The 25,882-nt window shown below is 64.4% G+C and carries 22 protein-coding genes; 6 read left to right on the plus strand and 16 right to left on the minus strand.

All coding sequences use genetic code 11. The features are described from left to right. Positions 1-166 precede the first annotated feature (166 nt). From pepN to GEV39_RS17020, 6 genes are read right to left on the minus strand one after another with little or no spacing between them, the layout of a single operon-like run. A complete protein-coding gene (gene pepN, locus GEV39_RS16995; RefSeq protein WP_173890632.1) occupies positions 167-2,836 on the minus strand; it encodes an aminopeptidase N in 2,670 nt (889 codons plus the stop codon). A 13-nt stretch (positions 2,837-2,849) separates the two neighbouring features. Beyond that, on the minus strand, positions 2,850-3,680 hold the full coding sequence (locus GEV39_RS17000) for a DUF2797 domain-containing protein (RefSeq protein ID WP_178120139.1): 831 nt from the start codon (positions 3,678-3,680) through the stop codon (positions 2,850-2,852). Further along, positions 3,677-3,937, minus strand: coding sequence for a YeaC family protein (locus GEV39_RS17005; RefSeq protein ID WP_003260154.1), 261 nt, complete (start codon positions 3,935-3,937; stop codon positions 3,677-3,679). The genes GEV39_RS17000 and GEV39_RS17005 overlap by 4 nt, the downstream gene beginning before the upstream one ends. 13 nt (positions 3,938-3,950) lie before the next feature. Next, the gene (locus GEV39_RS17010; protein WP_110679556.1) at positions 3,951-4,829 is read right to left on the minus strand and encodes a rhomboid family intramembrane serine protease; all 879 of its coding nucleotides are present in this window, start codon (positions 4,827-4,829) and stop codon (positions 3,951-3,953) included. Further along, positions 4,826-5,797 carry a metallophosphoesterase gene (locus tag GEV39_RS17015; protein ID WP_009683748.1) on the minus strand — a complete coding sequence of 324 codons (972 nt, stop codon included), beginning with the start codon at positions 5,795-5,797 and terminating at the stop codon, positions 4,826-4,828. The genes GEV39_RS17010 and GEV39_RS17015 overlap by 4 nt, the downstream gene beginning before the upstream one ends. Further along, positions 5,797-6,687: an NAD(+) kinase gene (locus GEV39_RS17020; RefSeq protein ID WP_009683749.1), complete on the minus strand. Its 891-nt coding sequence runs from the start codon at positions 6,685-6,687 to the stop codon at positions 5,797-5,799. The genes GEV39_RS17015 and GEV39_RS17020 overlap by 1 nt, the downstream gene beginning before the upstream one ends. Here GEV39_RS17020 and GEV39_RS17025 point away from each other — a divergent pair. Further along, a complete protein-coding gene (locus GEV39_RS17025) occupies positions 6,686-7,708 on the plus strand; it encodes a DUF1853 family protein (RefSeq protein ID WP_173890634.1) in 1,023 nt (340 codons plus the stop codon). The genes GEV39_RS17020 and GEV39_RS17025 overlap by 2 nt on opposite strands. Positions 7,709-7,865: 157 nt before the next feature. Next, on the plus strand, positions 7,866-8,411 hold the full coding sequence (locus GEV39_RS17030; protein WP_009683752.1) for a cytochrome b: 546 nt from the start codon (positions 7,866-7,868) through the stop codon (positions 8,409-8,411). Here GEV39_RS17030 and GEV39_RS17035 read toward each other — a convergent pair. Together GEV39_RS17035 and GEV39_RS17040 are read right to left on the minus strand one after the other, a co-directional pair. Continuing rightward, the gene (locus tag GEV39_RS17035) at positions 8,402-9,295 is read right to left on the minus strand and encodes a 1-aminocyclopropane-1-carboxylate deaminase/D-cysteine desulfhydrase (RefSeq protein WP_173890635.1); all 894 of its coding nucleotides are present in this window, start codon (positions 9,293-9,295) and stop codon (positions 8,402-8,404) included. The genes GEV39_RS17030 and GEV39_RS17035 overlap by 10 nt on opposite strands. A 57-nt stretch (positions 9,296-9,352) precedes the next feature. Next, positions 9,353-11,389, minus strand: coding sequence for an NADPH-dependent 2,4-dienoyl-CoA reductase (locus GEV39_RS17040; protein ID WP_173890637.1), 2,037 nt, complete (start codon positions 11,387-11,389; stop codon positions 9,353-9,355). A gap of 194 nt (positions 11,390-11,583) precedes the next feature. Between GEV39_RS17040 and GEV39_RS17045 the strand changes: the two genes are divergently transcribed. Then, positions 11,584-12,702: a nitrilase-related carbon-nitrogen hydrolase gene (locus GEV39_RS17045; protein ID WP_173890639.1), complete on the plus strand. Its 1,119-nt coding sequence runs from the start codon at positions 11,584-11,586 to the stop codon at positions 12,700-12,702. Positions 12,703-12,706: 4 nt separating this feature from the next. Beyond that, positions 12,707-13,792, plus strand: a complete 1,086-nt coding sequence (locus tag GEV39_RS17050) for an AraC family transcriptional regulator (RefSeq protein ID WP_173890641.1) — start codon at positions 12,707-12,709, stop codon at positions 13,790-13,792. Positions 13,793-14,003: 211 nt separating this feature from the next. Here GEV39_RS17050 and GEV39_RS17055 read toward each other — a convergent pair whose 3' ends face one another. After that, positions 14,004-14,396 carry a MerR family transcriptional regulator gene (locus GEV39_RS17055; RefSeq protein ID WP_161893111.1) on the minus strand — a complete coding sequence of 131 codons (393 nt, stop codon included), beginning with the start codon at positions 14,394-14,396 and terminating at the stop codon, positions 14,004-14,006. A 74-nt stretch (positions 14,397-14,470) separates the two neighbouring features. On the opposite strand from GEV39_RS17055, the gene GEV39_RS17060 reads away from it, so the two are divergent. After that, positions 14,471-15,571: an SDR family oxidoreductase gene (locus GEV39_RS17060; protein ID WP_173890643.1), complete on the plus strand. Its 1,101-nt coding sequence runs from the start codon at positions 14,471-14,473 to the stop codon at positions 15,569-15,571. A 90-nt stretch (positions 15,572-15,661) separates the two neighbouring features. Here GEV39_RS17060 and GEV39_RS17065 read toward each other — a convergent pair whose 3' ends face one another. The 4 genes from GEV39_RS17065 to GEV39_RS17080 form a co-directional block, all read right to left on the minus strand. Further along, positions 15,662-16,915, minus strand: a complete 1,254-nt coding sequence (locus GEV39_RS17065) for an OprD family porin (RefSeq protein ID WP_173890645.1) — start codon at positions 16,913-16,915, stop codon at positions 15,662-15,664. 59 nt (positions 16,916-16,974) lie between these two features. Further along, positions 16,975-18,279 carry a CitMHS family transporter gene (locus tag GEV39_RS17070; RefSeq protein WP_009683761.1) on the minus strand — a complete coding sequence of 435 codons (1,305 nt, stop codon included), beginning with the start codon at positions 18,277-18,279 and terminating at the stop codon, positions 16,975-16,977. A 122-nt stretch (positions 18,280-18,401) separates the two neighbouring features. After that, complete coding sequence (locus GEV39_RS17075; RefSeq protein ID WP_029886337.1) at positions 18,402-19,715, minus strand: dicarboxylate/amino acid:cation symporter; 1,314 nt, start codon at positions 19,713-19,715, stop codon at positions 18,402-18,404. Between the two features lie 72 nt (positions 19,716-19,787). After that, positions 19,788-20,867, minus strand: a complete 1,080-nt coding sequence (locus tag GEV39_RS17080) for a 4-oxalomesaconate tautomerase (RefSeq protein WP_082416152.1) — start codon at positions 20,865-20,867, stop codon at positions 19,788-19,790. 147 nt (positions 20,868-21,014) lie between these two features. Here GEV39_RS17080 and GEV39_RS17085 point away from each other — a divergent pair, with 147 nt between their 5' ends. After that, positions 21,015-21,908 (plus strand): LysR family transcriptional regulator, encoded by an 894-nt coding sequence (locus GEV39_RS17085; protein WP_009683764.1) that lies wholly within the window; start codon positions 21,015-21,017, stop codon positions 21,906-21,908. A gap of 59 nt (positions 21,909-21,967) precedes the next feature. On the opposite strand, the gene tcuB is transcribed toward GEV39_RS17085, so the two are convergent. The 3 genes from tcuB to GEV39_RS17100 all read right to left on the minus strand — a co-directional run bounded on the left by tcuB (position 21,968) and on the right by GEV39_RS17100 (position 25,647). Then, positions 21,968-23,149, minus strand: coding sequence for a tricarballylate utilization 4Fe-4S protein TcuB (gene tcuB, locus GEV39_RS17090; protein WP_249414288.1), 1,182 nt, complete (start codon positions 23,147-23,149; stop codon positions 21,968-21,970). Next, positions 23,130-24,584, minus strand: a complete 1,455-nt coding sequence (gene tcuA, locus GEV39_RS17095; protein ID WP_173890647.1) for an FAD-dependent tricarballylate dehydrogenase TcuA — start codon at positions 24,582-24,584, stop codon at positions 23,130-23,132. The genes tcuB and tcuA overlap by 20 nt, the downstream gene beginning before the upstream one ends. 142 nt (positions 24,585-24,726) lie before the next feature. Then, complete coding sequence (locus tag GEV39_RS17100) at positions 24,727-25,647, minus strand: LysR family transcriptional regulator (protein ID WP_173890649.1); 921 nt, start codon at positions 25,645-25,647, stop codon at positions 24,727-24,729. Positions 25,648-25,882 lie beyond the last annotated feature (235 nt).

Raw genomic sequence — 25,882 nt, forward strand, 5'->3', positions numbered from 1 at the left:
GGGATGTTCGCGGGATTACAACGGGCGGGGTGTTATGTTTTGTTGTCGGCCTGAAAAGCTTCGCGGGTGAACCCGCTTTTACAGGCACCGCACCGCCCATGAAAGCAGTGCAGTTCCTGTAGGAGCGGGTTCACCCGCGAAGAGGCCAGCCCAGGCTACAGAAGCATCAAGCCAGGCTCTTGCTCACCACTTCATACACATCACTGGACAGCTCACCCGAAGCGAGAATCCGCTCCAGCTCGCCCTTCATCAGCGCCTGACGCGCCTCGTCATACTTGCGCCAGCGGGTCAGCGGCGCCAGCTGACGCGAAGCGATCTGCGGGTTCAGCGCATTCAGTTCGATCACAAGGTCGGCCAGGAAACGGTAGCCAGAACCATCGGCGGCATGGAAGTTGACCAGGTTCTGCCCGGCAAACGCACCGATCAGCGCACGCACCTTGTTGGGGTTCTTCAGGGTGAACGCCGGGTGCTGCATCAACGCCTTGACCCGTGCCAGCCCGCCCGGCAGCGTGCTGGCCGCCTGCACGCTGAACCACTGGTCCATCACCAGGGGGTTGTCCTTGAAGTGCTCGGCGAACGCCTCCAGCGCTTTCGCCCGCTCCGCCTGGAACGGCGAGTTGACCAGCACCGCCAGCGCGGTCAGGCGCTCGGTCATGTTGTCGCAGTGTTCGAACTGCTCCAGGGTCGCTTCCAGCACGTGCGGCTTGCCGCTCAGCATCAGGTACGACAAAGCGATGTTCTGCAGGCTGCGGCGGGCGAAGTGCTCGGCCGAGGCCACATAGGCAGTGCTGCGCGACGCTTCGCGGTGGGCCTGGTAGCGCGCCCACAACGCGTCGAACAGTTGCTCGGCGATCTGCTGGCGGGCGAACTCGCGGGCGGCATGGATGGCGTCCACGTCGGCCACCTGGCTGATTTCGGTGAGGTAGGCCTCACCCGGCAGCGAGAGCATTTCGGCGACCATGGCCGGGTCCAGCGACGGGTTGCCCAGTACCGTGCCCAAGGCCGTGATCAGGCGCTGGTCCAGTTTCAGGGCTTCACCACGCTGGTGCTGGCCGATCAGTTCCTGCAACACCTGGACCGCCAGCTGCTGGCCCGCTTCCCAGCGGTTGAAACCGTCGCTGTCATGTTGCATCAGGAACATCAACTGGTCGCGGTCGTACGGGAAGCTGAGCTTGACCGGGGCGCTGAAGCCACGCAGCAGCGACGGCAGCGGCTTGGCCTGGATACCCTGGAAGGTGAAGGTCTGCTCGGCCTCGGTCACCGAAAGTACCCGGCTGGTGGCTGGCTCGACCGCCGTGGCGGCGCCCTCACCTGCCAGTTGCAGCGGCAGGTCGTTGCCGGCAGCATCCAGCAGGCCCAACTCCACCGGGATCACGAACGGCAGCTTCTCGGCCTTGTCCGGGGTGGGCGGGCAGTTTTGGCGGAACGTCAGGCTGTAGGTCTGGGCGGCGGCGTCGTACGCCTCGCTGACTTCCAGGCGCGGGGTGCCTGCCTGGCTGTACCAGCGCTTGAACTGGGTAAAGTCCACGCCGTTGGCGTCTTCCATGGCCTTGATGAAGTCGTCGGTGGTCACCGCCTGGCCATCGTGGCGCTCGAAATACAAGTCGCTGCCTTTGCGGAAACCTTCGGCGCCCAGCAAGGTGCGAACCATGCGCACCACTTCGGCGCCCTTCTCGTACACTGTCAGGGTGTAGAAGTTGGAAATCTCGATGAAGCTGTCCGGGCGCACGGGGTGGGCCATGGGGCCGGCATCTTCGGCAAACTGGTGAGTACGCAGGTAGGCCACGTCCTCGATACGTTTGACCGTGCGCGAGTTCATGTCGGCACTGAACTCGGCATCGCGGAACACCGTGAACCCTTCCTTCAGCGACAGCTGGAACCAGTCGCGGCACGTGACGCGGTTGCCCGACCAGTTGTGGAAATACTCGTGGGCGACCACACCTTCGACACGCTGATGCGCGGCATCGGTGGCCGTTTCGGCGCGGGCCAACACACAGCTGGAGTTGAAGATGTTCAGGCCCTTGTTTTCCATGGCGCCCATGTTGAAGTCGTTGACGGCAACGATCATGAAGATGTCCAGGTCGTATTCACGGCCGTAGACTTCCTCGTCCCAACGCATCGATTTCTTCAGGCTGACCATGGCGTGGTCGCACTTGTCCAGGTTCTCGGGCTCGACATAGATGCGCAGCAGCACATCACGGCCCGACTGGCGCGTGAAGGTGTCTTCGACGCACCACAGGTCACCGGCCACCAAGGCGAAAAGGTAAGCTGGCTTCTTGAACGGGTCTTCCCAGGTGGCCCAGTGGCGGCCATCCTCGGCCGGCCCGCTGCCGGTGGGGTTACCGTTGGACAGCAGCACCGGGTAGCGATGCTGCTCGGCGATCACCGTGGTGGTGAAGCTGCTCATCACGTCCGGGCGGTCGAGGTAGTAGGTGATCTTGCGGAAACCCTCGGCCTCGCACTGGGTGCAGAACATCTTGCCGGATTTGTACAGGCCTTCGAGCGCAGTGTTGCTTTCCGGGTGGATCTTCACGCTGGTGTCGAGGGTGAAGTGCTCGGCTTGCGGCTGCACGGTCAGGCTGTCACCGTCCAGCTGGTAATCGGCGGCCTGCAATTCCCGGTCATCCAGCGCGGCACGCAGCAGCTCAAGCTGCTGGCCATCGAGCACCAGCGGCGGCAAGCCGGCACCGCGTGCCGGGTTGCGACGCATCACCAGCTGCGCGTGAACCAGGGTGTGGTCCTCGAACAGCTCGAAGGTCAGGTGCGTCTCGTCGATCAGGTACTCGGGCGCCTGGTAATCCTTCAGGTAGATCACTTGCGGTTGTTCGGTGCGCATGTGCAGGTCCTTTTTACTGGAGCACGGCCAACTGGTAGGCCGTGTACTTGCGAATATTGATCACACCGGTGTCGAAGATCAGGTACTGGCCCTTGATGCCCAGCAGCGTGCCTTCGGCGACCGGGTCCTTGTCCAGGTTGAAGCTGACGATCTTTTGCGGGTAGGCCTGGACCGGGTAGTTGATCTGCACCACTTCGGCGTCCGGCAACGGCTGGATCGCCTGCAGGCCGAAACGCCCCTGCAGCTCGCCCAGGCGCTCGGCGCACGCGTCGAAAACCTGCTCGCGAATGGCCGCCAGGTCGAGCACCTCGGCATCGCCTTTGAGCAGTGCACGCCAGTTGGTGCGGTCGGGCACCTGGCTGCGCAGCACGTCTTCGACCAGGCCAGACTGCTGGCGGGTAGCCACGCGCATGATCGGCAGGGCCTGGCTGGCCCCCTGGTCGAGCCACCGGGTGGGCAGTTGGCTGGCGCGGGTGATGCCGACCTTGATCCCTGACGAGTTGGCCAGGTAGACCACGTGGTCGGTCATGCAGAACTGCTCGCCCCAGGCCGGTTCACGGCAGGTGCCGGCCTCGTAGTGGCATTTTTCCGGGGCCATGATGCACACATCGCACTGGGCCAGCCGGGTCATGCACGGGTAGCAGTAACCTTGGCTGAAGCTGGTCTTGGTGCGCTTGCCGCAATGGCTGCAGTGAATGGCGCCAAGGTATTCCAGGCGCAGGCGCTGGCCGATCAGCGGGTTGACCGGCACCTGCGTGTCATCCAGGCGGAAGCTGTACTGGACCACCGGCGCCTGCAGGCTTACCGCCATTTTGCTCAACGAGCCACGAGCGAGTTCGATCAATGTACCGAGTCCGACTTGAACAGAATGTTGGCGATCGGCGCAGACTTCGACGCGCATTCCTGCGGGCCCATGTAACCGGTGCGCTGGTCTTCTGGCAGGTTTTTCATCTCCCAGGCGATGACGGCCTGCAGCGACAGCTCTTTCTGCTCGGCGGTGAGCTTGCGGCCATCCGACCATTTGCCGATTTCCACGGCCAGTTTCAGGCTTTCGTAGATTTCCGGGGTGATGTTTTCAATCATTTGCGCGAAAGTGGACATACAGTCTCCTGATTCAAGCCGACAGTTTACGCCGGGCCAGCGCCCCACCCAAGAGCCCGGTCAGGCATCCGATGAGCAGCCCGCCAACGTGGGCAGCGTTGGCGATCTGGCCAAGGCCGAGGCTGCCGACCACACCGGTCAGGCACACCACCAGCCAGATCAGCATCATCACCAGCACACCCTTGGGCAGGTTGAAGTAACGGTTCGGTGCCAGCCACTGGAACAGCCATACATGCCCCAGCAGGCCGTACAGTACGCCAGACAGCCCGCCGAACAGGCTCGGCCCGCTGGTGTAGTGCTGCGCCAGGTTGGAGACCAGGCTGTACAGCAGGGTCAGGCCCAGCAGCATCCAGGGGCCCTGGCGCAGCTCGATGCGCTTGCCCAGCTCCCAGTACCACAGGCTGTTCATGGCCAGATGCAGCACGCCGAAGTGCAACAGCATGGGTGATACCAACCGCCACCATTGCCCTTGGTCGAGGGTTTCTGCCAGCGGGGTGAAATACAGGTAGTCGCCCTGCACCCGGAAGTCGAGGAAGGTAAACCAGCTGATGGTGGTGAAGTTGTCGCCCAGGCTGGTGAGGCCTGCGACGATGAAGCACGCCAGCAGGGTGAGCGTGGTGACCTTGCAGGCTCGGGCCTGTTCTGCCAGGGACGGCACTTTCGCAGACATGCCCGCTGCCACCGGCTCGGGGGCAGCCGGCAGCTCGGCGTTGCCTTGCGGGTAGCGCTGGTAAAGTTCGCGGACGTCTTCGGCCAGGGTGTCGGGCGCCCAGAGTACCTGCACGTCCCCCTCTTCGCTGACCCGGTGCGGCACCTGCAGGCGCTGCAGCATGTGAATGAAGCCGCTGAGGTCGACCGACAGCGGCAGGCGCATCACTTCGATTATGTTCATTGATTGGCCTGTGGGCGGTCTACGTCGACCCACACGAACTTGTGCGGGTCGATGCGGGTTTCGTCATCCAGCCGGTAGGCCGCCAGCTTGCCGTACAGCACCGCGCTGTAGTCCAGGCAGGCCAGGTTGGGGCGAATCGGCGCGGGGTGGCCGCTGCGCCAGTAGTGGCCGACGAACAGCATCGGCTCGTCTTCGGCATAACGCAGCAAGGCATTTTTCTGGCTGTGGCTGAGCGGCGCATTGGCCACCTCGGCCGGCAGGGCATCGGGCTGGAACACGATATCGCCGTAGGTTTGCGGGTCTTCCTCCCAGAACTTGGTGCGGAAGAAGGCGCGCGTCAGGCCGTCGCCGCCGGTCAAGGTCAGGCCGTCGGGCAGGCGCATGTCGGTACCGCGCAACAGGCGGTTGCACACGGTGGCGGCAAAGCTGTTGCTCACGGCAGAAGCCTGGATGAAGTGTTCATCGATGCGCCCGTCGGGGTACTGCTGGCGCAGCGGCTCGATCAGTTGCCGGTCCCAGCAGGCGTGCACCAGGCGAAAACGCCCGGCATCGATGAACAACGGCAGCTGGTAGAACCAGTTGACGAAGTCGTGCCAGTCAGCGGGGTGCTGGGCGAACTGGGCCAGGGTTTCGTCGATCAGCCGGGCGTGCCGCGGGGTGTGCTCGCGGACGAAGGCCTTGCCGCTGCCGGGCAGCGCCGGCGTGACCCAGCCCAAGGCGTTGTACTCGTGGTTGCCCATGATGCAGAACGCCTGGCCAGCCTCGACCATGTCGTGGACGATGTGCAGGGCCTCGCGGATGCGTGGCCCACGGTCGACGATGTCGCCGAGGAACAGCGCCTGGCGCCGCGGGTGGCGCCACACGCCGGCCACGCGCTTGTAGCCGAGGGTATCGAGCAGGCGTTCAAGGGTATGCGCACAACCGTGCACGTCGCCGATGATGTCGAAACTGCGCGCCGGGTCGAGCATCAGTCGTCACTGCTCCCCAGGCGGCTGCCCCAACCAAGCTTGGTGCGGCAGACCTCGTAGTAATTGTGGTCGAGCGGGTGGATCAGGCGCAGCTTCTGCGGTTTTTTGCTGACCGTAATGGTGTCGCCGGGGGCGCAGGTGAAGTGGTTCTGGCCATCACAGGAAACTTGCGGGTAGATCTGCAGGTCCTTGGACACCACGATCTTCAGCTCGCTGTTGCCGTCGACCACGATCGGCCGCCCCGACAGGGTGTGCGGGTACATCGGCACGATGACGATGGCGTCCAGCTTGGGGTGCATGATCGGGCCGCCAGCCGACAACGCGTAGGCGGTGGAGCCGGTTGGGGTGGCAACGATCAGGCCGTCGGCCTTCTGGCTGCAGACGAACTGGCCGTCGATATAGATTTCGAACTCGATCATGCGCGTGGACTTGCCCGGGTGCAGCACCACGTCGTTCAGCGCATCGCCCTGGCCAATGGCTTCGTGATGGCGGCGCACCTCGGCCTGCAGCAGGAAGCGGTTTTCCACCAGGTAGTGGCCGTCGAGCACCTCGGCGACCTTTTCTTCCAGCTCGTCGGGGCGGATGTCGGTGAGAAAGCCCAGGTTGCCCCGGTTGATGCCCAGCACCGGAATGTTGTGACGGGCCAGGGCCCGGGCGGCGCCGAGCAGGCTGCCGTCGCCGCCCACCACGATGACCAGGTCGCAGACTTCGCCCAGCAGCTTGCGCGTGGAGGTCTGCAAGCCATGCCCGGGCAGCACTTCGGCAATGGTGTCCTCGAGAATCACGTGCAGGTGGCGGTCGAGGAGGAATTTTTTCAGTCGGCGGATGGTGTCGAGCACCTGCGAGCTACCGAGGCGACCGATGATACCGATATTGCGAAATTGCTCCATGGGGCTCCTGCAAGGCTCTGCGGCGGGTGACGATGCGCCGATTATGGGCGAAACCACCGGGCAGCGGCAAACCGGCTATGCTCGCAGGATGACGCCCTTCAGCCAACTCCACGATCTGCCCAAGCAACTGCAGCGCCCGGCCGTGCGCGACCTGGCCTGGGCAGTGCTGTCGCCGCCCTTGCTCGGCGCCGCGCCCTGCCCTCAGCGCCACCCGCTGGCGGGCAGCCTGTGGGCACAGCAGCCGCACCGCCTGGAGCAGTGGCTGCGGGCGCTGGATAAGGATGACCATCCGCTGCGCGACTGGCTGGCGAAACTGGGCAGCCGGCGCCTGGGGCTTTACTACGAACGCCTGTGGCAATTCGCCCTGAGCCACGCTCCGGGCATTGAGCTGCTGGCCGCCAACCTGGCCATTCGCGAGGGCGGCCTGACCTTGGGCGAGCTGGATGTGCTGCTGCGTGATACAGATGGGGTCCACCACCTGGAGTTGGCGATCAAGCTGTACCTGGGCCCGCCAGGTGGCGGGCACGATACCCAGGCCTGGCTGGGGCCAGGCTGTCATGACCGGCTGGGGGCCAAGCTGGCCCACCTGGCGCAGCACCAGTTGCCGATGTCACGGGGGGCGCACAGCCAGCAGGCGCTTGCTCGGCTAGAGGCGCAGCAGGTGCAGGCGCATATGTGGCTGGGGGGCTATCTGTTTTATCCGTGGCCTGGGCATGCCGAGCCTCCCGTAGGCGCCAACCCGCAGCACCTGCGCGGGCGCTGGGTCAGGCGGCGGGATTGGGCCATGGCAGTTGGCGAGCGCTGGCAACCGCTGCCGCGGTGCGCGTGGCTGGCGCCAGCGCGGGTCGAAGCGGCGCAATGCTGGCAGGCAGAGCAGTTTGCAGCATGGCTGCATGTGCTGGACCCGCAGGCCCCGGCGCAACTGCTGGTACGGCTTGAGCAGGAGGCCGATGGCGCCTGGCAGGAAGCCGAACGGGTGTTTCTGGTGGCTGACAATTGGCCGCAGCTACACCGTGATTGATGCAGGCCTGACGCAGGTCAACGCCAGGCCGCACAAAAGCCCGTGCAGGCAACACAATTTTCACAGGCCTGGCGCAAAGATCTGCTGCCAGTAGGCATTAAAGTGACACCTGAGCGCCAACAAGAGCGCTATTTAAACCTGATGACGAGGACTGATCATGGTTTCATCCACCCCAGCACCGCATTACGCACGCCTGTCCATTGCCCTGCACTGGCTGATGCTGGTGCTGCTGGCCGCTGTCTACGCCCTTATCGAGCTGCGCGGCCTGTTCCCCAAGGACAGCGCCGAGCGCAACCTGATGAAAGACCTGCACTTCATGCTTGGCCTCAGTGTCTTCGTGCTGGTCTGGTTGCGCCTGGCGATGCGCCTGAGCCGGCCTACCCCGCCGATCCTGCCCAAGCCGCCCGCCTGGCAGACCGGCCTTGCCCACCTGATGCACCTGGCACTGTACCTGCTGATGATCGGCATGCCGCTGGCCGGCTGGCTGATCCTCAGCGCCGCCGACAAACCGGTACCGTTCTTCGGCCTGGAGCTGCCGCACCTGATCGGCCCGAACCCGGACCAGGCCAAGTTCATCAAGGGCTGGCATGAGCGCGTCGGCAGTTGGGGCTACTGGCTGATCGGCCTGCATGCGCTGGCCGGGCTTTACCACCACTATGTGGTGCGCGACAACACGCTGTTGCGCATGCTGCCCTACAAATAACCACGTCGGCCTTGCAGGCCGCCAGTATGCACGAAGATCATGCGGCTGCCGGGCGCCAACAGCCCGGCAGCAACATGATCGCGCAGGGCCAACAGGGCCTTGCCGGTATAGAGCGCTTCCAGCGGCACCCCCGTGTGCTGCTCGCAGTCGGCGATGAAGGCCAGCAGTTCGTCGTCGAACCGGGCAAACCCACCTCGGCAGGCCTCATGTAGCTGGTAGCCATGTGCGCCCGCCAGCGCTGCCACCCCTTGCGCCACCCCATGGTCTGCAGGCACCGCCAAGGCGCCATGCACGGTACGCGCGCCCGCCTCGGCCATGACCAGGCCAGCCACGGTAGTGCCTGTTCCGGCAGCCAACCACCAGCCATCGTAGTCCGGCCAGCCCAGGGCCGAGATCTGCGCTTGCGCCTGCTGCACAATCAGCGCGCAGCCCTGCGCGCCAGCCAGCCCACCGCCGCCTTCGGGAATGCACTGCCAGCCCGGATAGCGCGCTTGCCAAGGTTCCCAGAAACCGGGCTGGTGGCGTGCGCGGTAGCCGCCATAACCCAGCCAGTGCAGGTGCATGCCCAGCGCTTGCAGGTCACGTACGGTGGGCGTGTCCTGGGCATGGCCGCGTAACAGGCCGGCAGTGGCGAAGCCAAACCGCTTGCCGGCCGCAGCCAGCGCATGCAGGTGGTTGGAGTGGCTGCCCCCCAGGCTGATCAGCCCGGGGGCATTGCCAGTGGCGGCCTGCTGCAGGTGGTGGCGGAGCTTGAACCACTTGTTGCCGCTGATCAGCGGATCGATCAGGTCCAGGCGCAGAATGGCCACCTGCACCTGGGCGTGTTGCAACCACGGCAGGTTCAAGCGTTGCAGTGGGGCTTGAGGAAGGTCGAATGCATGCATGGATCGCAGTTTACAGGCAAAGCCCGGGGCAGCGCCTGTGGGCTGCCCCCGCCGATCTCAGAGCTGCGCCGCCAACCGCGACCCTTGGTTGATCGCCCGCTTGGCATCCAGTTCTGCCGCCACGTCGGCGCCGCCGATCAAATGCACCGATTGCCCCGCAGCCACCAACCCATCCTGCAGTTCGCGCAGCGGCTCCTGCCCGGCGCAGATCACGACGTTGTCCACGGCCAACACCTGCGGCTCACCGCCCGCCACGCGAATGTGCAAACCGGCATCGTCTATGCCCAGGTACTCGACACTGTTAAGCATCTGCACGCGCTTGTTCTTCAAGCCGGTGCGGTGGATCCAGCCGGTGGTCTTGCCCAACCCGTCCCCCACCTTCGATGCCTTGCGCTGCAGCAGGAACACCTGACGCGCCGGCGCATGCGGCTCGGCCTTGATGCCGGCAACGCCGCCGCGTGCCTCAAGCCGGGTATCGATGCCCCACTCCTTCCAGAACGCATCACGGTCCAGGCTGCTGGCCCGCCCTTCCTGCACCAGGTATTCGGATACATCAAAACCGATACCGCCGGCCCCGATCACGGCGACCGCCTTGCCCACCGGCTTGCGCTCAAGCAGTACATCCAGGTAGCTGAGCACCTTGACATGCTCGACCCCGGGGATGGCCGGGGTGCGCGGGGCAATGCCAGTGGCCAGGATGATCTCGTCATAGCCGCCCTGCACCAGCGCCTGCACATCCACGCGGGTATTGAGGTGCAGGTCGACGCCAGTGCTCTGCAGCTTGTTGCGGAAGTAGCGCAGCGTTTCGAAGAACTCTTCCTTGCCCGGGACGCGCTTGGCGACATTGAACTGGCCGCCAATTTCGCTGGCAGCGTCGAACAGCGTCACGTGATGCCCGCGCTCGGCGGCAACGGTGGCGGCGGCCAGGCCCGCCGGGCCGGCGCCGACCACGGCAATGCGCTTCGGCGCTGGCGCAGGCAGGTAGTTGAGCTCGGTTTCGTGGCAGGCCCGCGGGTTGACCAGGCAACTGGTCAGCTTGCCGCCGAAGGTGTGGTCCAGGCAGGCCTGGTTGCAACCGATGCAGGTATTGATTTCGTCGGCACGACCGGCAGCAGCCTTGTTGACGAAATCCGGGTCGGCCAGGAACGGCCGAGCCATCGAAACCATGTCGGCATCACCTTCGGCCAGCACCGCCTCGGCCACTTCCGGGGTGTTGATGCGGTTGGTGGTAATCAGCGGAATGCTCACCACACCCCGCAGCTTGGCCGTGACCTTGCTGAACGCCGCACGCGGGACCTTGGTGGCGATGGTCGGGATCCGCGCCTCATGCCAGCCGATCCCGGTGTTGATCAGGGTAGCGCCGGCCTGCTCGATGGCCTTGGCCAACTGCTCGATTTCCGCCCAGTCGCTGCCGCCCTCGACCAGGTCAAGCATCGACAGGCGGAAGATGATGATGAAGTTCGGCCCTACTGCCGCGCGTACCCGGCTCACGATTTCCACCGCCAGGCGCATGCGGTTTTCGTAGCTGCCGCCCCAACGGTCGGTGCGCTGGTTGGTGTGGGCGGCGAGAAACTGGTTGATGAAGTAACCTTCCGAACCCATGATTTCGACGCCGTCGTAACCGGCACGCTGGGCCAGCACCGCGCAATTGACGAAGTCGGCGATCTGCTTCTCGATGCCTTGCTCGTCCAGCTCCTTGGGCTTGAACGGGTTGATCGGCGCCTGTATCGCGCTGGGTGCCACCTGCCGTGGGCTATAGGCATAGCGCCCGGCATGCAGGATTTGCAGGCAGATCTTGCCACCGGCGGCGTGCACCGCCTCGGTGACGATGCGGTGCTGGTCGGCCTCCGCCTCGGTGCTGAGTTTGGCCGCGCCGGAATACACCCCGCCTTCATCATTGGGCGCAATACCGCCGGTGACCATCAGGCCGACGCCGCCCCGGGCACGCTCGGCAAAGTAGGCCGCCATGCGCTCGAAACCCCCGGGGCGCTCCTCGAGGCCGGTGTGCATCGAGCCCATCAGGGTGCGGTTGCGCAAGGTGGTGAAGCCAAGGTCCAGCGGGGCAAGCAGGTGCGGGTAACGTTCGGCGGCCATGGAAAGGTCCCCAGGTGGCGTGATTCACGGTATGCGGGCGCCTCACCGAATGGCGGGCCTCCGTCGTTTGTCTGTCAGCGACATTAAACAGCCGTTTGAATTGGCTCAATGATCGAAACTGACAAGTTATTGATCCTGGCAAACAGGGCGCTTACCCTAGATAGCCTTCGTCAGCCAATGTGCCGTTCTGTTTCATGCGAAAACTTCTGGCAAGCGCCCTGGCGCTGGTAATGATCGCCGCGCTCTGCGGCTACGGCTTCTGGAGCCAGCAGCGCCCGGAAGGCCACTACCTGTCCGACCTGCGCATCGAACTGGCGCTGGACCATGGCGTGCCGGGCGACCGCGGCAACCTGTTGGGTATCGAGCCGTTGCTGTTCCCCGGCGACTACCAGAACCTGCAACGCCTGCACCGCAAGCTGGCCGCCTACCTGGAGCAGGCGCGCGCCCAGGGCCTGGTCGGCCCGCGCACCGTGGTCGTGCTGCCGGAACACATCGGTACCTGGCTGTGGGCACGCGGCGAAAAGAACGAGCTGTACCAGGTCACGCAGAGCCGCGAGGCCGAGCAATGGCTGGAACTGAGCAACCCGCTGCGCTACGCGCTGGCCATGCTCGCGGCCGAGGGCGACGACCGGCGTGCCGACGCCCACCTGCGCATGAAGGCTGAGCAGATGGCTGCCGACTATCAACAGCTGTTCGGTGGCCTGGCCAAGGAATTTGGCGTGACCCTGGTGGCCGGCTCCATCGTGCTGCCGGCCCCCTATGTGCAACAAGGCGTGCTGCATGCCGGCCGTGGCGCGCTGTTCAACAGCAGCGTGGTGTTCGCCGGTGACGGTTCCCTGCTCGGCCAACCGCAACGCCAGCAATACCCCGACAGTGACCTGCGCCGTTATGTGCAGGAGGGCCACGATTATCCGCTGCAGGTCGTGCAAACCCCCGCCGGGCGCCTGGGCGTGCTGGTGGGCAGTGACAGCTGGTACCCGCAGAACCATGAGCAACTGGCCAGCCAGGGCGTGCAGCTGGTGGCCAACCCGGTGTTTCTCAGCGGCAAAGGCAGCTGGCAAGCCCCCTGGCGTGGCAACCGCCACCAGGCGGCCAGTGCCGGGCTGGCCGTGCAGCGTGGCCAGGTCAGTGAGCAAACGGCCTGGCAACGCCTGACCGAGGCGGCCGGGGCCGGGGTCAGCAGCATGAGCGTGTTCATGCGCGGGCAGTTCTGGGAACACGGCAGTGACGGCCAAGGCTTCGCCCGCCAGGCCGGTGAGTTGCTGGCAGGCACGCCGAGCCCTGGCGCCCGCTTGCTGAACCTGTGGTTGTAAGGCCATGGCCCGCCCCCGCGTACGCCTGGGCGAGCTGTCGGTCGGCTTTGTTCAGCCGCTGACCGAGGCCCTGCGCGAACTGGGCCACGCCCCCGAACCGCTGCTGCGCCGCTATGGGCTGGAGGCACCGCGCCTGAGCGAAGCCAACGCGCGCCTTTCGATCCCGCGCTACATGCACCTGGGCCATGCGGCCATCGAACAATGTGGCGAAGCCGCGCTGGGCTTGCACATGGGCCGCCTGAGCCGGCTGGCCCAGGCGGGCCTGGCGGGAGTCACTGCGGCCCAGGCGCCAACCGTGGGCGAAGCCGCGCGCACCTTGCTGCGCTTCGAACCGCTGTACGCCGCCAACTACCGCGGCCAGTCCAGCTTTCATGAAGACGCCGAAGGTGCCTGGCTGCGTTTCTACTCCATCAGCCCCTACAACGCTTACAACCGCTTTGTGGTGGACTCGGTGCTGGCAGGCTGGCTGGCTCAACTGGCCGACCTGGCAGGTGTTCCGCTGCAGGCCGAGCGCCTCGAAATCGAATTTGCCGCCCCCGCCTACGCCGCGCAGTACCAGGCGCTGTGCAGCACCCCGGTGCAGTTCGCTGCCGACGGTAATCAATTGCGCCTGAGCCGCGCCACCTTGCAGTTGGCCAACCCCAGGCACTGCCCCAGCACCTGGCAGCACCTGCTGCAGTTGTGTGAAGCAGACATGCTGCAGCGCACGCGGGTGCGCAGCCTGGGTGAGCGCATCACCCACCTGCTTGGCCCATTGCTCAACGGTGGTCGCGAACCGGACCTGGTCGAGGTAGCCCTGCACTTGCAACTGCCCACCTGGACACTGCGGCGCAAGCTGGCCGAAGAAGGCACGCGGTTTCGTGACCTGCTCAATGAAACACGACGCGACCTGGCCGAGACCTATATCCGTGATACGGAACTGGCGTTCGGCGAGATTGCTTATTTATTGGGGTTCGCTTCGGCCGAGGCCTTCCAGCGCGCGTTCAAGCGCTGGACGGGCCTTACGCCGGGAGAGTTTCGCCGCAGCCAGCGGCGGGCAGGTCAAAGCTCGGTGGCGTCGTCGGCCGGTTCCGGGGTGTCCAGCTCGTAGGCTTGGGATTCGAGTAGTTCTTCCTGGTATTCATCCATGGTCCTGCTCCCTCTTTACTCATTTCATCTTCGTAGTTATCGCCGTCATGCTAAGCCAGTGGCATGACGCAATGATGACAACCTTATGATCGGGCAACGCGGCCATCGTTCCAGTGAAGACGCTATGCAACGCTGCTCGAGTACCACAAAATCCTTTTTAGGAGGACAGGCGTTCAGGCGCCAGCGGAAATGTTTTCAGGAATTGTCAGCCCAGTCGCAATAGCACTGGCGACGAGCTTGGCACGCTCGCTATCAAGCACCTCATACGCGGCCTGCAGCGTCTGAATCTTGGCCTGGATTTCAGCCATTTTGCCAGTGACCAGCAGTGCACCCTGCACGCAATCGAGGGTATTGCCGCGCCTGGCGGCCAGTATCTCCCCTATTTCGGCAAGCGTGAAACCGCCCCGCTGGGCAGTTTGCACGAAGTTCAGGTCAGCGACGGCCTGCTCGCTGTAGCTGCGATAATTGTTGGCTTGCCGCTGGGCCACGATCAGCCCGAGCTGCTCGTAATAGCGCAACGCATGGCGGCCGACGCCGCTGCGGCGCTCCAGCTCCCCGATGTTCATGGCACAAAACCCCTTGACCTTAGAGTGCGCTCTACACCCTAACCTGCGCCCATCTTGCAGACAAGGAAACTGACATGAGCGTGGAATGCTTCGTTACCGGCGGTAGTGGTTTTATCGGCCAGCATCTACTGGCGCGGCTCACCGCCACCGGGCACACCGTGCGGGTGCTGATGCGCCACCCGGAAAACCTTGCCCGGCTCCGTGAACAGGTAGGCCGCCTGGGGGGCAAGCCTGAATGCGTACAGGCAGTTGCCGGCGATATCGGCACAGAAGGCCTTGGGCTCAGCGAAGCCGACCGACAATGTGTGTCGGCTGCCGCAGTGGTGTTCCACCTCGCGGCGCACTTCACTTGGGGGCTGCCTCTGGAACACGCCCGTGCCGTGAATGTGCAAGGTGCGCTGCGGGTCGCGCAGCTGGCGGCTAGCCAGGGCACCCGCCTGCTGATGGTGGGCGGCTACATGCTGCAGAATTTCAGCCACCTGGCCAGCATCGGGGTGGATCACGAGCACCCGGAACATACCGACTGGCCCGCGGTTTACCGCCGCGTAGGCGGTTATGAGGCGAGCAAGCTGGAAGCGCATTTCGCCGTCATCCGCTACATGCAGGGTGCGGGCGCAGCGTACTCGATCGTTCACCCTGCCACGGTCTGCGGCGACAGTGTGCGCGGGCACATCCTCGACGGCCAGCCGTTGGCAGCGCTGATTAGCGGCCTGGCGTTGGGCCGGTTCAAGGCCATTCCGGGTTCGCCCAGCCATTGGCTGCCACTGGTCAGCGTCGACTACTTGGTTACCCTGATGGCTTGCGTGGCATTCGACCCTTCGATGGCCAACCGCCAAGTGCTTGCACTCGACCCGCACACCCCTAACCTGCAAGGCTTGCTGGAGGACATCGCCGCCACCCTGCAGGTAAGAGCCCCGCGCCACCATGTGCCGATAGGCGTGCTGAAGTGCTTGTTGGCAATTCCCGGGGTAGCGACCCGCCTGGCAATCAGCCCCGAGTCGCTGAACTTCATCCAGCCGCAGCGCTTCGACCTGAGTTTCAGCGAACAACTGGAACGCAGGTATCAGCTCACTCACCCGGACATCAAACACACATTGGCAAAAACCGTGCGCCACGTCGAACGCAACCTGGGCCACGGCAGCATGCCTGGCGCAAACATACCGACCAACACCTGAACCCACATGGCCGCGCAACCGCCTGCACGTCGCCCCGGCGCGGCCGACCACTCAGGCTGACCCGCCAGGGCTGACTGCGGCGCTTATCCCTTACCAGAGGGCGATGTCGTAGGTCAGGTAGATGCGGTTGCTGTCACGCCCGCGGGAGAAGTCGGAGCGGTACACGTAGTTGCGCAGCTTCACCCCAAGGCCCTTGACCGGCCCGGATTGCACCACGTAGGCCAGCTCCATGTCGCGCTCCCACTCGCTCAGCCCAGCGTCAGCCGAGCGCCCGTTATCCCCGCTGAGGTAGCGGGTCATGAAGGTAAGCCCTGGGATGCCCGCCGCAGCGAAGTTGTAGGCATAGCTGGCCATCCAGGTTTTCTCTTCTTCCTCGATGAACTTGCCGATACCCACGTTACTGAACGAGTACACCGTGGCGCCGCTGATGTAGGGCAGCCCGGCCTTGCCGTCGAGCACCTGGTAGCCACCCCCGAATGTGTGCCCGGAATGGGTGTACGACAGTTGCCCGCTGAACATGTCATTGTCGATTTCGCCGCCCCGGGCAGCGCCGCTGTCGCGGCTGTTGAAATAGCGCAAGTCGGTGGTGAGCACGCCGCCGGCCAAGGGCAGGTCGTAAATCAGGCCGGCAAAGTCCTGGCGGTAGAAGTGTTCCAGCTGGCCGTGGAAATAGCTCAACTTCAACTGCTTGTTGACGGCGTAATCGGCGCCGGCAAAGTTGAAATCGCCAGACTCGCCACCGCTGTAACCGTCCAGGTACAGGCCAGTGCTGTCAGAGGAGTCGCGCAGCTTGAAGCGGTTCAGGTGCCCGGCAGTCAGGGTCAGGTTGTCGATGTCGGTGCTGGTCAGCTGGGTGCCCTGGTAGGTTTGCGGCAACAAGCGGGCATCGTTGTAGATCAGCACCGGGGTTTTCGGCAGCAAGGTGCCATGCTTGACCACGGTCTGCCCAAGCCGCGCCTTGGCCGTCACGCCGGCACTGGCAAACTCGTCTGCGGCGCGGCCATCGTCATGCGTCGGCAGCAAACCGGTACCGCTGCGGCCGCGGCCCGAATCGAGCCGCACGCCGAGCAGCCCCATGGCGTCGAGCCCCAGCCCCAGCGGGCCCTGGGTGAAACCGGACTGATAGTCGAGCAGGAAGCCCTGCGCCCATTCCACCCGCTCGCTCTTGGCGGTGGCAGCGGCGCGCGGGCTCATGCCCTGTTCGTCGCGGAAGTTTTCGTTGAAGTACACATTGCGCAGTTGCAGCTTCAGCTTGCTATCGTCGACGAAACCGGCGGCGCCGGCCACAGGCAGCCAGCCGCACAGCAGGCCACAGGTGGCCCCACGGAAAACAGCTCGGGACATGATTGATACTCTATTGTTGTTTTTGGGTGAGCGGGGCGCCGGTCGGCGCCCGAAGCAGTTCAGACGAAGAAGGACAAGGCACCGGTGGCCAGCGCCAGCGCAGTGATCACCAACGATGTGAGCACCGCCCATTTCACCGTGGCTTTCTGGAAATCACCGATGTCGCGGTCGACCATCCCCACCAACAGCAGGGTCGAGGCCACCAGTGGGCTCATCAGGTGCACCGGCTGGCCCAGCACCGAGGCGCGGGCGATTTCAATCGGGTCGATGCCATAGGCGGTCGCGGCATTGGCCAGGATCGGTACCACGCCAAAGTAGTAGGCGTCGTTCGACAGCACGAAGGTCAATGGCATGCTGGTCAGGGCCACCACCAGTGGGAACCAGTGGCTCCAGGCGGCAGGAATCCAGTCGACCAGGGTCTGCGCCAGGGCGTCGACCATCTTGGTGCCCGAGAAGATACCGGCGAAGATGCCCGCGGCAAATACTAGCAATACCACGGTCATGGCATTGCCCGAATGGGCGAGGATGCGTTCTTTCTGCAAGTCCAGTTGCGGGTAGTTGATCATCAGCGCGGCGACGAAGCCGATCATGAAGAGGATCGCCGCGTGCATTACCCCGAACACCAACGCGGTCATCACGGCGATCACCAGGGCCAGGTTTACATAGGCCAGGCGTGGGCGCTTGTAGGGAGCGTCGCCAAGGATTTCCTTGATGTAGCAATTGCCACCACCCGACTCCAGGGCGATGTTCCCGATGCGGCGACGCTCGGCACGGCCCAGCAGGAAGGCGGTGAATACCACCCAGGCAGCGCCACCGATCACGGTCGGCAACATCGGGATGAAATATTCGGTGGCGTCCAGGCCCAACGCGGCGATGGCCCGGGTAGCCGGCCCGCCCCAGGGGCTCATGCCACTCATGATGCTCAGCGACAGCATCGACACCGTGGCCAGGATCATCGGGTTCATGCCGATGCGCTTGTACAACGGCAGCATGGCCGCGCAGGTGATCATGTACGTGGTGGTGCCGTCACCGTCCAGCGCCACCACCAGCGACAGCAGCGCGGTGCCGATGGCGATCTTGACCGGGTCGCCATTGACGCGCTTGAGGATCTTGCGGATCAGCGGGTCGAACAGGCCGGCATCGATCATCAGGCCGAAGAACAGGATGGCGAACAACAGCAGTGCGGCTGACGGTGCCACCATTTTCAAGCCATCGAGCATCATCTTTCCCAGGTCGGGGGCAAAGCCACCGATCACTGCGAAGACAATCGGTACGACGGTGAGCGCCACGATGGGGGACAGGCGTTTACTCATGATCAGGTAGGTGAAGGTCACCACCATGATCAGGCCCAGGAGTGCGAGCATGGTTTTTTCTCTTGTTTTTATTGTGTTGCGGCCGCCAGCAGGGCAGACGGCCCCCTACCCCACCCGCACCGTCAGGTTGCTGGGTGGGATTTCAAGTCAGCGAGGACAGATGGAAAAGGTGTTCAGCCGTGGTGCCGAGGCTCCGCAGCCCAGTCGGCCTGTGCCGTATCGGCTTCGTCTGCAGCGGCCGGGATTCCGTTCAGGCGGCGCAGCAGCGTTTTCCGGTCACAGGCATTTTCCGACAAGGAGATGACCACGGTCGCCACAGCGTTGCTGGCCAGGCTGGTCAGGGCGCGCGCTTCGGACATGAAGCGATCGATACCGATCAGCAAGGCAAGCCCGGCCAGCGGGATGTCGTGAATCACGGTGAGGGTCGAGGCCAGGGCCACGAAACCACTGCCGGTCACGCCTGCTGCCCCTTTGGACGACAGCAGCATGATCGCCAGCATGGTCACCGTCTGGCCGAGGGTCAGGTCGATGTTGCAGGCCTGGGCAATGAACACCGCGGCCAGCGACAGGTAGATGGCCGTGCCGTCGAGGTTGAAGGAATAGCCAGTAGGCAGCACCAGCCCTACCACGCCCTTCTTGCAGCCCAGTTTCTCCAGCTTCTCCAGCATGCGCGGCAGCACCGGCTCGGTGGAGGACGTGCCGAGCACCACCAGGAATTCCTCGCGGAAGTAGCGCAGCAGCTTCCACAAACTGAAGCCATACGCACGGCAGATGCCGCCGAGCACCACCAGCACGAAGAACGCACAGGCGATGTACAGCGTACCGACCAGCTTGGCCAAGGCACCCAGCGAGGTCACGCCGTACTGGCCGACCGTGAACGCCAGTGCACCGAAGGCGCCGATGGGGGCGAAGCGCATCAGGTAGCCGAAGATGCGGAACACCATGGTCGAGGCCGATTCCAGCACATTCAGTACCGGCTTGCCCTTCTCGCCCATGGACGACAGGGCAAAACCGCTGAGCACGGCGATGAACAGCACCGGCAGCACCTCACCCTTGTTGAACGCACCGATGAAGGTGTCCGGGATGATGTGCATGAAGAAGTCGACCACACTGAGCTTGGCCGCCGACGCAGCGTACTGGCTCAGCCCGGCAGTGCTGAGGGTCGCTGGGTCGATGTTCATGCCGACGCCAGGGCGGAACAGGTACACCGCCGCCAGGCCGATCATCAGGCTGACCACGGTCAAGCCCAGGAACAACAGCAATGTCTTGCTCATCAAGCGCCCCAGGGAGCGCTTGTCGGTCATGCCGGCGATACCGGTGACGATGGTGCAGAACACCACCGGGGCAATCATCATCTTGATCAGCTTGATGAAAGCATCACCCAGCGGCTTGAGCGCAACAGCCTGTTGCGCCCAGAAGTGGCCGACCACTACGCCCAGCAGGACGGCGCAGAGGATCTGAAAGTACAGCGATTTGGCGAGTCTCATGAGGCATCACCCATTGTTGAAATTGTGCGGATGCGCTTGTTGCAAATGTTTGGAGCTGAACGGCTGCCAGAGCTACCCGGCCAATCTGCGGAATGTAGGGGCGTAAACGAAACCTGAGAACAACCGTCGGGCGGTTCGCACCACCGAGGCCTGGATGGTCTTGCCATCGGCGCCGGTGCGCGACAATGCCACATCGATGCCACCGCTTGGGTGTTCCAGGCGCACTTCGGTCAATTGCTCGGCGCCCTCGCCCAGCAGCTCACCAATCACGGTGCCAGGGCTGACACAGGCAGTGGCCAACCCGATCGAACCTGTAATGGCCAGCGCGCGGTGGCAGCTGTGCGGCATGAAGTAGCGAACCTGCAGGGTGCCGTCGTAGCGCGGCTTGGAAACCAACACCGGCTTGGGGATGACCATCCCGCTGACATCGCCCAGGCCCATGGCCTTGCCGGCCTTCAGGCGCAGCGCTTCCAGGCGCTTGAGCAGGTCTTCGTTGGCATCGAGTTCGGCAGGGGTTTCAGAACCGGTGACACCGAGCTGGCTGGCCTCGACCACCATCATCGGCATGGCCATGTCGATGCAGGTGACCGGTACACCATCGATCACGTCCGTGGCCTGGCCGGTCGGGAACAGCTTGCCGGTCTTGCTGCCAACCGCATCGAGGAACGTCAGCTGCACCGGGGCGGCAGTGCCCGGAACGCCATCGATCGCCGTGCGGCCTTCGTAACGCACGATCCCGCCGGGGGTTTCCACCAGCGAGTTGACGAACGTTCCGGTGTTGAGGTTGCGGATACGCACCAGGGTCTTGCCTTCCTGGCCCTTGACCAACCCTTGCTCGATGGCGAACGGGCCAACGGCGCACAGCATGTTGCCGCAGTTAGGGGCAGTGTCGACCCGGCGCTGGGCGACCATGACCTGCACGAACAGGTAATCTACGTCAGCGTCGGCATGCAGCGATGGGCTTACAATCGCGACCTTGCTGGTCTGCGGGCTACCGCCACCGATCCCGTCGATTTCCAGTTCATGCCCGGAGCCCATCAGGTTGATCAGTAATTCGTCGCGCTCGACCACGTTGGCAGGCAGGTCCCAGGCGTGGAAAAACGGCCCCTTGGAGGTGCCACCGCGCATGAGTACGCAAGGAATTCGTTGCATGATTTCGCACTCTTGTTGATCAATGGACATCATTGATGTTGTGGACACAAGATTGACAGGGATGGATAAATCAATCCAATGCAAATATCGTAGCTATTATTCCGATCCAGGCATCAATTAAACACCGGGGCCAGAGAGCGATTCGAGATGGAATATGAACTCCAAGACATCCGATCTTTCGTGAAAATCGCCGAACTCGGCAGTTTCCACGAGGCTGCGGAAGCGCTGCATTTGTCCCAGCCGGCGCTCAGCCGGCGGATCAAGAAGCTGGAAGAAGGGTTGGGCACGTCCCTGCTTGAGCGCACCACCCGTCGCGTCAGCCTGACCAGTGTCGGGCGCGACTTCCTGCCCAAGGCCAGGCGCCTGCTGGATGACTTCGAAGACTCGATCCTGAGCATTCGCGAGCTGGCCGAGCGCCAGACCGGCCAGGTGACCCTGGCCTGCATCCCCACCGCCGCGTTCTATTTCCTGCCGTCGGTGATTCGCGACTACAACGAGCAATACCCGAAGATCCGCATCCGCCTGCTTGACCTCAGTGCCAACGACGGGCTCGAAGCCGTGCTGCGCGGTGAAGCCGACTTCGGCATCAACATGATGAGCGGCCAGCACCCGGACATCGAGTTCGTCTCCTTGGTACAGGAGCATTTCGTGTTGGCTTGCCGTCGCGACCACAAGCTGGCAAACCGGGAATGCGTGACCTGGACGGAACTGGCCGACTACCGCCTGATTGGCGTGGGCCGGCTGAGCGGCAACCGAATGCTGCTGGACCACGCCCTGTCCGGGCTCAACCTGCGGCCCAAGTGGTTTTATGAAGTGCAGCACCTGTCCACCTCGCTGGGCATGGTCGAAGCCGGGCTGGGCGTGTCGGCCATGCCCAGCCTGGCCATGCCCAACGCCGACCACCCAACGCTGGTCAGCGTGCCGCTGACCGAGCCCGAGGTCACTCGCACCCTGGGCCTGGTCTACCGGCGTGGCGCCTCGCTGTCGCCGGCGGCGGAGAAATTCGTCTCGATCCTGCTGGAAAAGTGGCCCAACCGCTGACCGGTCAGCCTGGCGTTGGCCTGGGTGCAGCGAGGGGTGCAGGGCGGCAGCACTCATCGTCATTCCCCGCCCAGGCCGAGGGTGTTGGGGCGGCGCTTCTCGATGGCGAACTTGAGCAGGGCGGCCGAGCGGAACAGCCCATGGGCAAACTTGCCATAGGGCAACGTGACGAACAGCGCCATGACCGTACCCAGGTGCAGCGCCAGCACGATCGCCATTGCTGCGGTATCACGCAGGCCCAGCAAGGCAAGGCCACTGGCGCTGACCAGCAGCAGGAGCAGGATGAAGGCACGGTCCATGGGGCGCTGGGCGACGTCGCCCTGCTCCGGGGCCCGGCGCAGGTTCAGCGCCAGCAACCCGAGCGGGCCGACGATCAGGCCGATACCTCCCAAGGTACCCAGCAGCACCGGCGCGCTGAGCAGCGGGTATGGCGCCTGCTGGCCCAGCAGGTAGTGGTAGCCGGTAGCGACCACCGTGGCGGCAAAGCACAGCATGAAGCCGTAGAAGGTCATGTGATGGAAGCACCGGCGCCACAGCGTGTAGCGGTCATCGGCATTGTTGCAGCCCTGGCCGTGGCCACCGTCCAGGTACTTCAAGGTCAACACCGCGCTGGTTGCCTCCAGCACGGCCCCTTGGGCGGGTTGCGCCTGGGCGTTTGCAGGCGTTACAGCACGCCAGAAGCGACGTACCGCCACCCCAAGCGCCAGGCCCGCCGCAGCGAATACCCCACCGAACATCAATGCCAGGGTATTGTGCGGGAATACCGCGTAGAAGTTTCCGGCCAGCCGCCCCGGCAACAACGTGCCGTTGAGCCACAAGGTCAGCAGCAGGAACAGCGATAGGGCCAGCGACAGGGCAACGGCGACGTAGGTGCCGTTGTGCTGATACAGCCGGCCGAAGCGGGCCGGCCAGGCATACTCGGCGTAGGTCTGGCCACGCACCTTGGCCATGGCCTGGGGCACGTTCACGGCAAATTCGTGGGGGGCGGCGTACTGGCAGGCATGCAGGCAGGCCCCACAGTTGTGGCACAGGTTGGCCAGGTAGTGGATGTCGGCCTTGCCGAACTCAAGCCGACGGGTCATTGCCGGGAATACGGCACAAAAGCCCTCGCAGTAGCGGCAGGCATTGCAGATACGCATTTGCCGGTCGACTTCCTGCTCTTCCAGGTTCAGCGCAGGTATCAGTTCAAGTGCTGCGGGTTGGGCGACGGGCTGGCGTGCTTCAGGCAGTTGCGCGGTCATGGTCGTTCTCGTGTTCTGGATGGTCGTGGCCGGTTGCGACAGCGGCGCTGGTGCCGGCGATGCGGCCGAAGGCAGTGCCGATGGACATGCCGACACCTGCCGTGTAGCCCTTGCCCAGCACATTGCCCGCCATCATTTCGCCGGCGACGAACAGGTTGGGGCTGGGCCGGCCGGCAAAATGCACGGCCGCCGTTTCATCGGTGCGCAGCCCCAGGTAGGTGAAGGTCACGCCGGGGCGCAGCGGGTAGCCGTAGTAAGGCGGCGTGTCGAGCGGCCGAGCCCAGTGGCTTTTCACCGGTTGCAGGCCTTGGGTGTGGCAGTCGTCCAGGCGGGTGTGGTCGAATCTGCCGACCCGGCAGGCGCGGTTGTAGGCCTGCACCGTCTCGACGAAGGCCGGCACGGGCAAACCGAGCGACGCCGCCAGCCCCTCCAGGGTATCGGCGCGGGCGCCCGAGAACACTGGCGGCATGAAACGGCCAAGGGCTTTCTGGTCAATGATCGAGAAACCCACCTGCCCTGGCTGCTGAGCCACCAGCCGGCCCCAGATGGCATAGCGCTTGGGCCAGAAATCCTCGCCTTCATCGTAAAAGCGCTGGCCGTCGCGGTTGACCACCACCCCCAGCGACACACAGTCGATACGCGTGCAGATGCCGCCGTCGTAAAGCGGCGCCCGGGCGTCGATCGCCACCATGTGCGCTTGCGTAGGGTCGCCGATGGTATCGGCACCCTGTTCGATCATGCGGCGCAACAGCACCCCTTCGTTGAAACGCGTACCGCGAATCAGGAAGTTGTCCGCAGGCCATTCGCCCCGCTCGTTCTGCCCCCAGGCATCGCGCAACCACTGGCGGTTGGACTCGAAGCCACCGGCCGCCAGCACACAACTGCGCGCCTCGATACGTTCGCCCGGCAGGGCGCGCCCCTGAACCTCGCGCGCCGGCACATGGGCCGCAACGAAGCGGCCGTTGTCCAGCTCGATGTCGGCCACAGGCGTGTCGTAGCGTATCTGCACGCCCAGCTTTTCGGCACTGCGGAAATAGGCATTGACCAGCGCCTTGCCACCGCCCATGAAAAACGCGTTGGTGCGGGCAGTGTGCAGCGCACCGGACAAGGAAGGCTGGAAATGCACGCCATGCCGGCGCATCCAGCCCCGGCAACTGGCAGAGGCGCGGATCACCAGGCGCGCGAGCTTTTCGTCGGTCTGGCCCCCGGTCACCTTGAGCAGGTCCTGCCAGAACTCCTCCTCTGGGTATGCCTCGACCAACACGTCCTGCGGGGCGTCATGCATGCAGCGCAGGTTGCGCGTGTGTTGGGAATTGCCACCACGCCAGGCGCGGGGTGCGGCCTCGAGCAGCAGCACGCTGGCTCCGGCCTCGCGCGCCATCAGCGCGGCACAGAGGGCGGCATTACCCCCTCCGATGACTAGCACATCGATCATTTCGCCTCCAGGTCACGAAGCGCCGAATGGTCGGCTGCTCCTCGTGGCCAGGGACTTTAATCAGTGCCCGGGCGGGGCGAAACGCGATGACAGCGGGGGGGCCTTCAGTTTTTCTAAAGGGTGGGCAAGCGGCGGGCCGCCGTCAGAGCAGCCGGGCGCCAGGCCACCGCCCCTGCTCCACCAGCGCCCGCGCTACTTCCTGCAGCACGATCCGGGTCGCCAGTGCAGCCGGTGACAGCTCGTCGTCGGCCAGGCTGACCATTACGTTGCGGCGCTGCGCCTGGGCATCATCAATGGCATATACCCGCAACCCCGCCTGGTGCGCCCGGGCCACCGTGGCGCCCGGCTGCAGGGTGGCAGCATGGCCCGCGCAAACGCAATCCATCAGCAGCGACAGGCCATCGACTTCCATGACAATGTTGGCCTCCAGCCCGGCACGCTCGAAGATCGCGCGCAGGGTCGCGCGCAAGCCGTGCTGCGTGCTGGGCATCACCAAGGGCAGCGTGGCGATCTGCTGCAACGTCAGCGATTCACCCCATTCGGGGCGCACCAGCGCGGCGGGGATGAGTGCAAACAGCCGCTCGGTGAGCAGCGGCCGCACATCCAGCCGCGGCCCCGCTTCTGCCTGGAACAACACCGCAAGGTCAAGGTGCCTGGCGTTGAGCTGGTTTACCAGGTAGCCCGAGAGCATCTCCACCAGGTGCAGGCGGATGTCGGGATAGCGTTCACGCATCCTGTCGATCAGCGCCAGGCCCAGCACCGACGCTGTAGTCGGCGCCAGGCCCACGCTGACATAGCCGCTCATGCGGCCGCTTTGCGCGGCCAGCACAGCGTGCTCTGCCTGGCGCAGGGCCAGGCGCGCGTGGTACTCGAAGGCCAGGCCCGCAGCAGTCGGCGACACGCCGGTGCTCGAGCGCGTCAGCAACCGGGTACAGACCTCGCTTTCCAGCTTTGACAATTGCTGGCTCAGTGCCGAAGCACCGACGCCAAGCTCGACCGCAGCCCTGCCAAGGCTGCCGTGCTCCAGGACACTCAGGAAATAGCGAAGTTGACGTAACTCCATACAGCTCTCTTTCAACCATAGGGGCGTATCCTTGCGCATCTTAGCCTGTAGCAGGCCCGAGGGCGCGGCCAGCACCTGCAGCCTGCCGCCGGAACTCTGGACCGTCAGGGCTGGCGGTTCGGCAGGTGCAGCTTGGGCGAGCGAACAGGCCGATGAAGAAGCCAGGACCGCAGCACAGGACAACATTCGAACCACGGGCGTTCTCTGCGCAGTAAAAGCACGGCATGCTAGCGAA

The organism is Pseudomonas sp. NY5710 (assembly GCF_013305665.1).
Classification (GTDB): domain Bacteria; phylum Pseudomonadota; class Gammaproteobacteria; order Pseudomonadales; family Pseudomonadaceae; genus Aquipseudomonas; species Aquipseudomonas juntendi.

Coding starts and splice junctions, on each gene's coding strand:
- GEV39_RS17065 (WP_173890645.1), bottom strand. CDS start 16,915: ATGTCCCGAGCTGTTTTCCGTGGGGCCACCTGTGGCCTGCTGTGCGGC.
- tcuA (WP_173890647.1), bottom strand. CDS start 24,584: ATGATCGATGTGCTAGTCATCGGAGGGGGTAATGCCGCCCTCTGTGCC.
- GEV39_RS17005 (WP_003260154.1), bottom strand. CDS start 3,937: ATGTCCACTTTCGCGCAAATGATTGAAAACATCACCCCGGAAATCTAC.
- GEV39_RS17055 (WP_161893111.1), bottom strand. CDS start 14,396: ATGAACATCGGGGAGCTGGAGCGCCGCAGCGGCGTCGGCCGCCATGCG.
- GEV39_RS17070 (WP_009683761.1), bottom strand. CDS start 18,279: ATGCTCGCACTCCTGGGCCTGATCATGGTGGTGACCTTCACCTACCTG.
- pepN (WP_173890632.1), bottom strand. CDS start 2,836: ATGCGCACCGAACAACCGCAAGTGATCTACCTGAAGGATTACCAGGCG.
- GEV39_RS17100 (WP_173890649.1), bottom strand. CDS start 25,647: ATGGAGTTACGTCAACTTCGCTATTTCCTGAGTGTCCTGGAGCACGGC.
- GEV39_RS17030 (WP_009683752.1), top strand. CDS start 7,866: ATGGTTTCATCCACCCCAGCACCGCATTACGCACGCCTGTCCATTGCC.
- tcuB (WP_249414288.1), bottom strand. CDS start 23,149: ATGACCGCGCAACTGCCTGAAGCACGCCAGCCCGTCGCCCAACCCGCA.
- GEV39_RS17060 (WP_173890643.1), top strand. CDS start 14,471: ATGAGCGTGGAATGCTTCGTTACCGGCGGTAGTGGTTTTATCGGCCAG.
- GEV39_RS17025 (WP_173890634.1), top strand. CDS start 6,686: ATGGGGCTCCTGCAAGGCTCTGCGGCGGGTGACGATGCGCCGATTATG.
- GEV39_RS17035 (WP_173890635.1), bottom strand. CDS start 9,295: ATGCATGCATTCGACCTTCCTCAAGCCCCACTGCAACGCTTGAACCTG.
- GEV39_RS17040 (WP_173890637.1), bottom strand. CDS start 11,389: ATGGCCGCCGAACGTTACCCGCACCTGCTTGCCCCGCTGGACCTTGGC.
- GEV39_RS17050 (WP_173890641.1), top strand. CDS start 12,707: ATGGCCCGCCCCCGCGTACGCCTGGGCGAGCTGTCGGTCGGCTTTGTT.
- GEV39_RS17080 (WP_082416152.1), bottom strand. CDS start 20,867: ATGCAACGAATTCCTTGCGTACTCATGCGCGGTGGCACCTCCAAGGGG.
- GEV39_RS17085 (WP_009683764.1), top strand. CDS start 21,015: ATGGAATATGAACTCCAAGACATCCGATCTTTCGTGAAAATCGCCGAA.
- GEV39_RS17075 (WP_029886337.1), bottom strand. CDS start 19,715: ATGAGACTCGCCAAATCGCTGTACTTTCAGATCCTCTGCGCCGTCCTG.
- GEV39_RS17020 (WP_009683749.1), bottom strand. CDS start 6,687: ATGGAGCAATTTCGCAATATCGGTATCATCGGTCGCCTCGGTAGCTCG.
- GEV39_RS17010 (WP_110679556.1), bottom strand. CDS start 4,829: ATGAACATAATCGAAGTGATGCGCCTGCCGCTGTCGGTCGACCTCAGC.
- GEV39_RS17015 (WP_009683748.1), bottom strand. CDS start 5,797: ATGCTCGACCCGGCGCGCAGTTTCGACATCATCGGCGACGTGCACGGT.
- GEV39_RS17045 (WP_173890639.1), top strand. CDS start 11,584: ATGCGAAAACTTCTGGCAAGCGCCCTGGCGCTGGTAATGATCGCCGCG.